This window comes from uncultured Pedobacter sp., from assembly GCF_913776295.1.
Classification (GTDB): Bacteria; Bacteroidota; Bacteroidia; order Sphingobacteriales; family Sphingobacteriaceae; genus Pedobacter.
In genome coordinates this window covers 1-6,947 of sequence record NZ_CAJYOJ010000055.1, presented here as the reverse complement: position 1 = coordinate 6,947, position 6,947 = coordinate 1, and the positions used below count along the sequence as shown (strand labels likewise).

At 40.8% G+C, this 6,947-nt stretch carries 4 protein-coding genes; 3 read left to right on the top strand and 1 reads right to left on the bottom strand.

All coding sequences use genetic code 11. The features are described 5' to 3' along the window. Positions 1-577: 577 nt before the first annotated feature. The gene (locus tag QZ738_RS11745; RefSeq protein WP_293787732.1) at positions 578-1,678 is read right to left on the bottom strand and encodes a glycoside hydrolase family 43 protein; all 1,101 of its coding nucleotides are present in this window, start codon (positions 1,676-1,678) and stop codon (positions 578-580) included. Positions 1,679-2,124: 446 nt separating this feature from the next. Here QZ738_RS11745 and QZ738_RS11740 point away from each other — a divergent pair, with 446 nt between their 5' ends. The 3 genes from QZ738_RS11740 to QZ738_RS11730 all read left to right on the top strand — a co-directional run bounded on the left by QZ738_RS11740 (position 2,125) and on the right by QZ738_RS11730 (position 6,613). Continuing rightward, entirely contained in the window at positions 2,125-3,015 is an 891-nt protein-coding gene (locus tag QZ738_RS11740; protein WP_293787730.1) for a sialate O-acetylesterase, read from the top strand. Between the two features lie 10 nt (positions 3,016-3,025). Beyond that, positions 3,026-4,399: a glycoside hydrolase family 43 protein gene (locus tag QZ738_RS11735; RefSeq protein ID WP_293787728.1), complete on the top strand. Its 1,374-nt coding sequence runs from the start codon at positions 3,026-3,028 to the stop codon at positions 4,397-4,399. 237 nt (positions 4,400-4,636) lie between these two features. After that, entirely contained in the window at positions 4,637-6,613 is a 1,977-nt protein-coding gene (locus QZ738_RS11730; protein ID WP_293787726.1) for a glycoside hydrolase family 97 protein, read from the top strand. The last annotated feature ends 334 nt before the right edge of the window (positions 6,614-6,947 follow it).

The window sequence follows — 6,947 nt, the reverse complement described above, 5'->3', positions numbered from 1 at the left end:
GGCTCTTACTTTTTGGCATCAAAAAGTAACAAAAAATGCCGGCTGAAAATTTTTCTTTCAAAGCCAGTAATAGGGCTCGGTTAGTGGAATCCGAAAAATTTGTTAGGCCGGACTTAAGTAGAACGGGTGCACAGTGCGAAGGCCTTGTTAGACGGAAATGCATTGTGCACAAGTGTCTAACTATCAAATGATAACAAAATAACGTCAATGGTAACTTCCGCCCGACCAGTCAGACAGGTGTTTCAGGGTCTTTTATGCAAAAAATTGATCTTGTGCGAGAAATTTCAGAATGTGCTGTCAGCTAAAAAGGTCATAACTAACTACGAAATTTTAGCGCGTGATTTAAATTCAGTATTGTCAATCCTGAGGAATCATTTATTTTAAAAGCTGTACGGCAAAAGAAAATTCCTATATAAATTCGTCATTGCGGGGAGGAACGACGAAGCAATATCTCCCAAAGGAAAGATTGCCAGCCTGTTGCCGGCAGGCTTCGTCGGCTAAAAAAGCCTCCTCGCAATGACGGGTTTTTTGGTGTGTAACTCACACCTATTCACTAAACACGTACCAGCTTAAGCAATTAACCCTTATTCGGTTTTATCAGTTCAATCGTGCCATCTTCAAGGTGTTTCAGCTCGGTTACCTTAACATTTCTTAAATGTGTTTTTCCGGAAAGCTGGGTATCATGATAAAAGATATACCACTTACCTTTAATTTCAACAATAGAATGATGTGTAGTCCATCCCTCAACAGGTGTCATGAATGTACCCTGGTATTTAAAAGGTCCCCAGGGACTATCTGAAATGGCCGATGCCAGGTAATGCGTATCGCCGGTTGAATAAGTGAAATAATACTTCCCGTTATATTTATGCATCCAGGCACCTTCAAAAAACCGTCGATCGTGATCTTTTGTAAGCAGTGGCTTGCCTTGAGGATCTAAAATCACTACATCTTTCGCCTTGCCATCAAAAGACATCATATCCTTGCTTAGCTTCGCAACTTTTGCGGTTAAGGCAGGTTCATTTTCTTTTTGAGAATCAGTTTTAGAACCATTTGGATCATATTTTCCATCTTTCCAGCGTTGAAGTTGTCCGCCCCAGATTCCGCCAAAATATAGGTAATTGCTACCGTCAGTATCGGTAAATACCGCCGGGTCGATACTAAAACTACCTTCTATTGGTTCTTTAGCTGCCTTAAAAGGTCCGGCCGGATCTTTCGAAGTGGCCACTCCTATCCTGAAAACGTCATTTTTATCCTTAACAGGAAAATAAAGGTAATAGGTACCATTTTTATAAGCTGCATCCGGCGCCCATAGTTGCCTTCCCGCCCATGGAATATCGCTTACAGATAGTGCAGGTTCATGAATGGTCACCTTACCTCCGATACTGTCCATACTCAGAATCCGGTAATCTTTCATGTCAAAATGATCGCCATTGTCATTTTCTTTCACACCCGACTCTATATCGTGAGATGGATAGATATAAATTTTACCGTTAAATACATGTGCAGAAGGGTCTGCAGTATAAATTTCCTTCACCAATGGCTCAGAAAGATATTGTTTCTTCTCTGTTTTTACAGTTTCGTTTTCCGCTGAATGCTTGTTTTGTTCCTGGCAGGAACTTCCCAAAGCAACCATTAGGGCAATGGCCAAAGCAGACTGGCTCTTAATTTGTAGATTCATTTTTATTCATTTTTGGTTAAATACAATTACTTAAAAAACATCATCCTTGTAGATGATTCAACCTCTTTTACCCGGGAATTTAAAATCCGATAGAATTTCCGCCATCTACAGGCAATACCATCCCATAATTTTCGGACAAGATGGATTCAAAAATCATGGGAGGGGCAAAAGATAAAACTATGTTAAAAGAATTTTTAAGTATGGAAACTTTGAATAATATGTTAGCAGAAATGTTGATTTAATCATTTTAACAAGTCTATCTGAAAGCTATTTATTTTGGCCTGCCGGGATTACAGCCCCCGATGAAAAGGGATGAGCAAAGTAGATAAAAAGTAATAATGCAGTTGCATCAATTTTAATCATATGCGCGTTTTTTATGACGAAAAATGCTATTGCTAATCCTCCGCATTTAATACTTTAGCCTCAGGTATAACTGATGAGTCAATATGAAAAAAATTACTGTAAGCAGGCTAAAACAAGCTATAACCTATCCATGCAAAATGAGAGGTTTAAGATTAGGAGTTATTGTATTACTTGCATTAATGTGCTGCAATAGTGAAAGATCTTTTGGTCAGGATCCAAAATTATACGTTTTCCTGAGCTTTGGTCAATCTAATATGGAAGGTAACGCGCCTTTCGAACCTCAGGATACAACAGTAAACAATAGATTCAGGGTGCTACAGGCGGTTGACTGTCCGGAATCAGGCCGTAAAAAAGACAATTGGTATACGGCTAAACCACCGTTGTGCCGATGCAAAACCGGCTTAACTCCGATGGACTATTTTGGCAGAACGCTTTTAGATTCACTTCCTAAAGATGTGCGAATTGGCGTGATCAATGTAGCAGTTGGTGGTTGCAAAATTGAGTTATTTGATAAAGATTCTTATCAAACCTATACCGCTACCGCACCGGATTGGATGAAATCGGCCTTAAATGCCTACGGCGGAAATCCATACGGTCGTTTGGTAGAATTAGCCAAAATTGCACAGCAATCAGGCGTAATAAAGGGCATTATGATGCACCAGGGCGAATCTAATACCGGAGATCAGGAGTGGCCAAAAAAAGTGAAGGCGGTTTATGAACACCTCATCAAGGACTTAAATTTAAATCCGTCAACTACACCCCTTCTTGCCGGTGAAGTGGTTAACGCAGATCAGGGAGGAACATGCGCATCAATGAATAAAATTATTGCAACCTTGCCAATAATCATTCCCAATGCACACATCATCTCATCAGCTGGTTGTACCGCAGCTGCCGATCACCTCCATTTCAATGCGCAGGGCTATCGTATGCTCGGCGAACGTTATGCAAAAACAATGCTGTCCCTGTTAAAATAACATCAGAATAATGCAGAAAAAAATATTTGGAATAGCACTGTTAACAAGCATATTATCAGCACTGTATAGTTTCGCACAAAACCCGGTCATCCAGACTTATTATACCGCCGATCCGGCGCCGATAGTACACAATGGTACCGTTTACTTATACACTTCTCACGATGAAGATGTTACCGTAAAAAACTTTTTCACGATGAACGATTGGCGGTGCTATTCTTCAAAGGATATGGTTAACTGGACTGACCATGGCGCTATTTTATCCTATAAAGATTTTAGCTGGTCGCGTGGTGATGCCTGGGCAGGTCAATGCATTTTCAGAAACGGAAAATTCTATTACTATTTGCCTGTAAATCAAAAAAACGGCGGAAACGCGATTGGTGTTGCCATCTCCGATAAACCAACCACGGGCTTTAAGGATGCATTGGGAAAACCCTTGTTATCAGGCTTTGGCTACATTGATCCGACTGTTTTTGTTGACGATGACGGGCAAGCTTACTTATATTGGGGCAATCCCCAGTTATATTATGTAAAACTGAATAAAGATATGATCTCTTATGATGAAAAAGTTGGAATCGTAAAAGTGCCGCTAACCAAACAAGGTTTTAGTATGCGGAAAAAAGATGCAGACAAGAGACCATCAGAATACGAAGAAGGACCATGGTTTTTTAAACGAAAAAATAAATATTATTTGCTTTATCCGGCAGGTGGCGTACCAGAACATCTGGCTTATTCTACCAGCGATGGGCCTACCGGGCCCTGGTTGTATGGAGATACGATTATGAAAGTGATTGAAGATCATGGTGCATTCACCAATCACTCTGGATACATCGATTTTAAAGGTCAGTCTTATTTGTTTTATCATGATGTCTCTTTACCGGGAGGTGGCGGTTTCAAACGTTCCGTTTGCATTGAACCATTTAGTTTTAATGCGGATGTTTCGATCCCGAAAATTAAGCGAACGAGATCAGGCGTATTGAAAAGCGCCGCAAATTTAAATCCTTACAGCCGTGTTGAAGCCGAAACCATAGCCTGGTCAGAAGGTGTAAAAACGGCCAAAGATAGCTTAACAGGAACTATTTATGTCACTAATATCGATAATGGCGATTACATCAAAATCCGCAGTGTCGATTTTGGCAAAGGTGCAACTCAGTTTGAAGCCACTGTTGCCGCAACATCCTCAAAAGGAAGTATGGAACTTCGGACAGACGGTTTAAACGGCAAGCTGCTTGGGAAACTGGAAATAAAATCAAGCAAAAATACTCAGGATTGGAAAACGCAGCTTTGTAAAATTAATAAGATTGCTGGTATACACGACCTGTATCTGGTATTTAAAGGTGAGGGTGACGACCTCTTTAATTTTGACTGCTGGCGTTTGATCCGTTGATAGATAAATTGTTGTTATTTTCTGTAGTTGGCTGATATGAAAAGCAGCTGTAAACAGCTCAAAAATTAAGATTTTAATCAACTACTAACCTTTAATCGGGATACAGCATATCTGTATCTGGAAAAGCAGATTTAAAAAAAACAATAAACGTTACCATAACATTTAATTTTTTTTACTAATTTCCCCTTTTAAATACCGATCTGATCCATCTCAACCAAATAAACTTATACTTTTGTGATGAATATACCCAAATTTTTAACAACGAAATACTATAAAGGCATTTCATTGGTTTTGGCATTGGTTGCCAGCCACATTTTCTCTTTTGCCCAAGATTTGAACGTTACCAGTCCCGATCAAAAATTGGTGGTTAAGTTATATGTAAACGAGGGTAAACTCTATTACAATGTAACATTAGCGGGAAAAGAAATGATTGAGCGTTCGCCTTTGGGACTTCGAGGAAGCAGGATGGATCTATCATCTGGTCTGACACTGATTGACAAGCAGTCGAGAAAAATAGATGAGCGCTATAATGAGCCTAAAATCAAGATCAGTAGTGTAAACTACCAGGCAAACGAGCTCGTCTGCAAGTTCGAAAATACCGCAAAAAATCAGCTTGAAGTGGTATTCCGGGTGAGCAACAATAACATTGCCTTCAGGTATCGAATTCCCCAGACCGGTGAACCTGCAAATTTTATTATTGAAGAAGAATTGAGCGGATACAAATTTCCGGCAAATACCACCACATTTTTAACCCCGCAAGCTACGCCAATGATTGGCTGGATGAAAAGTAAGCCAAGCTATGAAGAAGAATACAATCCCGATCAGGCCATGGGCGTTCCATCAAAATATGGTGTAGGTTATACTTTTCCTGCCCTTTTCCATTTAGGGAATGATGGCTGGGTATTGTTATCCGAAACGGGGGTGAATTCACTATACTGCGGATCGAAGCTGAGCGAAGGGACTAAAGACGGCCGTTATAAGATTGCTTTCCCTGAACCTGGTGAAAACAATGGGATGGGCCGTGCAAATCCAACCATTCCGCTTCCAGGCTACACTCCCTGGCGCACCATCACGGTTGGCACTACCCTTAAGCCCATTACGGAAACAACGATTCCATTCGATATTGTTGAACCGCAATACCAGGCCTCAAAAGAATACACTTTTGGACGTTCAACCTGGAGCTGGTTGTTATGGCAGGATCCCAGTATCAAATATGATGACCAAAAAACGTTTATTGATCTGGCTGCTTCAATGGGTTACGAATTTGCACTGATTGATGGTGGTTGGGAAAAAAATATCGGCTATAAAAAAATCGAAGAACTGATCGCGTATGCTAAAACCAAGGGTGTTGGTATATGTTTGTGGTACAATTCCAATGGATTCTGGAATGATGCTCCTCAGGACCCTAAAAACCGAATGAACACGGCTTCGGTAAGAAAGCAGGAAATGGCGTGGATGCAGCGAATGGGTGTTAAAGGAATTAAAGTGGATTTCTTTGGTGGCGACAAGCAGGAAACAATGAAGCTATATGAAGACATCTTGTCTGATGCCAATACCTTTGGATTAACCGTAATTTTCCATGGCTGCACCCTACCCAGAGGCTGGGAGCGTATGTATCCCAATTATGTAGGGAGTGAGGCAGTATTAGCATCAGAAAATCTGATTTTCGGGCAGCATGCCAATGATAATGAAGCGTTCAATGCCTGCCTGCACCCCTTTATCAGAAACGCGGTAGGGGCGATGGAATTTGGACCTGTACTCTTAAACAAGCGCCACAATAAGACAAATGATGGTGGTACGATCAGAAAAACGACAGAAACCTTTCAGATCGCCACTGCCGTACTTTTCCAGAGCCCGGTGCAAAACTTCGGCATTACCCCGAATAACCTTACCGATGTTGCGCCTCATATCATCGACTTTATGAAAAAAGTGCCTACCACCTGGGACAATACGGTCTTTATTGACGGATATCCCGGGAAATATTGCGTACTGGCACGCCGTCATGGCGATACCTGGTATATCTCAGCGATAAATGCTGAAACTTCAGCGAAAACAATAGACATTTCACTTCCGATGTTAACAGGCAATGAAGTTACGTTATATTCAGACTCCGACGATCGGTCACCGCAGATAAAACAGCTGAAATTAAATAAGGCAAAACAGTTAAAACTAAGAATTTTACCGGGCGGGGCAAATGTGATTGTGGCGAAATAGATTTATTATTCTGGCATTACATGAACTGAACCAGTACAGTTGCAATGAATCTTCTTCCGAAAGTTCCTATCGGATGAAGATTTTTTATTGGGGTACCCAAAATTGATTTATCAAATGTCATCCTGAGGGATAATTTATTGTATAAAAATCAATATGATTGACGTATACATTTCTTTTTTTGCCCCAGGGCTAAGCCTTGCCTCGGCTCGCCGCCGCCGAAGGGCTCTTTCTTTTTGATGTCAAAAAGAAACAAAAAACACCGGCTGAAAATTTATTCATTCGTTTTAATAGTTTTCAGCTGCATTCATGAGGGCTACGCCGTTTTCTTTCGAAG

Bases quoted from the DNA above. Each gene is read 5' to 3' on its own strand.
- QZ738_RS11745 (WP_293787732.1), bottom strand. From the start codon at position 1,678: ATGAATCTACAAATTAAGAGCCAGTCTGCTTTGGCCATTGCCCTAATG.
- QZ738_RS11740 (WP_293787730.1), top strand. From the start codon at position 2,125: ATGAAAAAAATTACTGTAAGCAGGCTAAAACAAGCTATAACCTATCCA.
- QZ738_RS11735 (WP_293787728.1), top strand. From the start codon at position 3,026: ATGCAGAAAAAAATATTTGGAATAGCACTGTTAACAAGCATATTATCA.
- QZ738_RS11730 (WP_293787726.1), top strand. From the start codon at position 4,637: ATGAATATACCCAAATTTTTAACAACGAAATACTATAAAGGCATTTCA.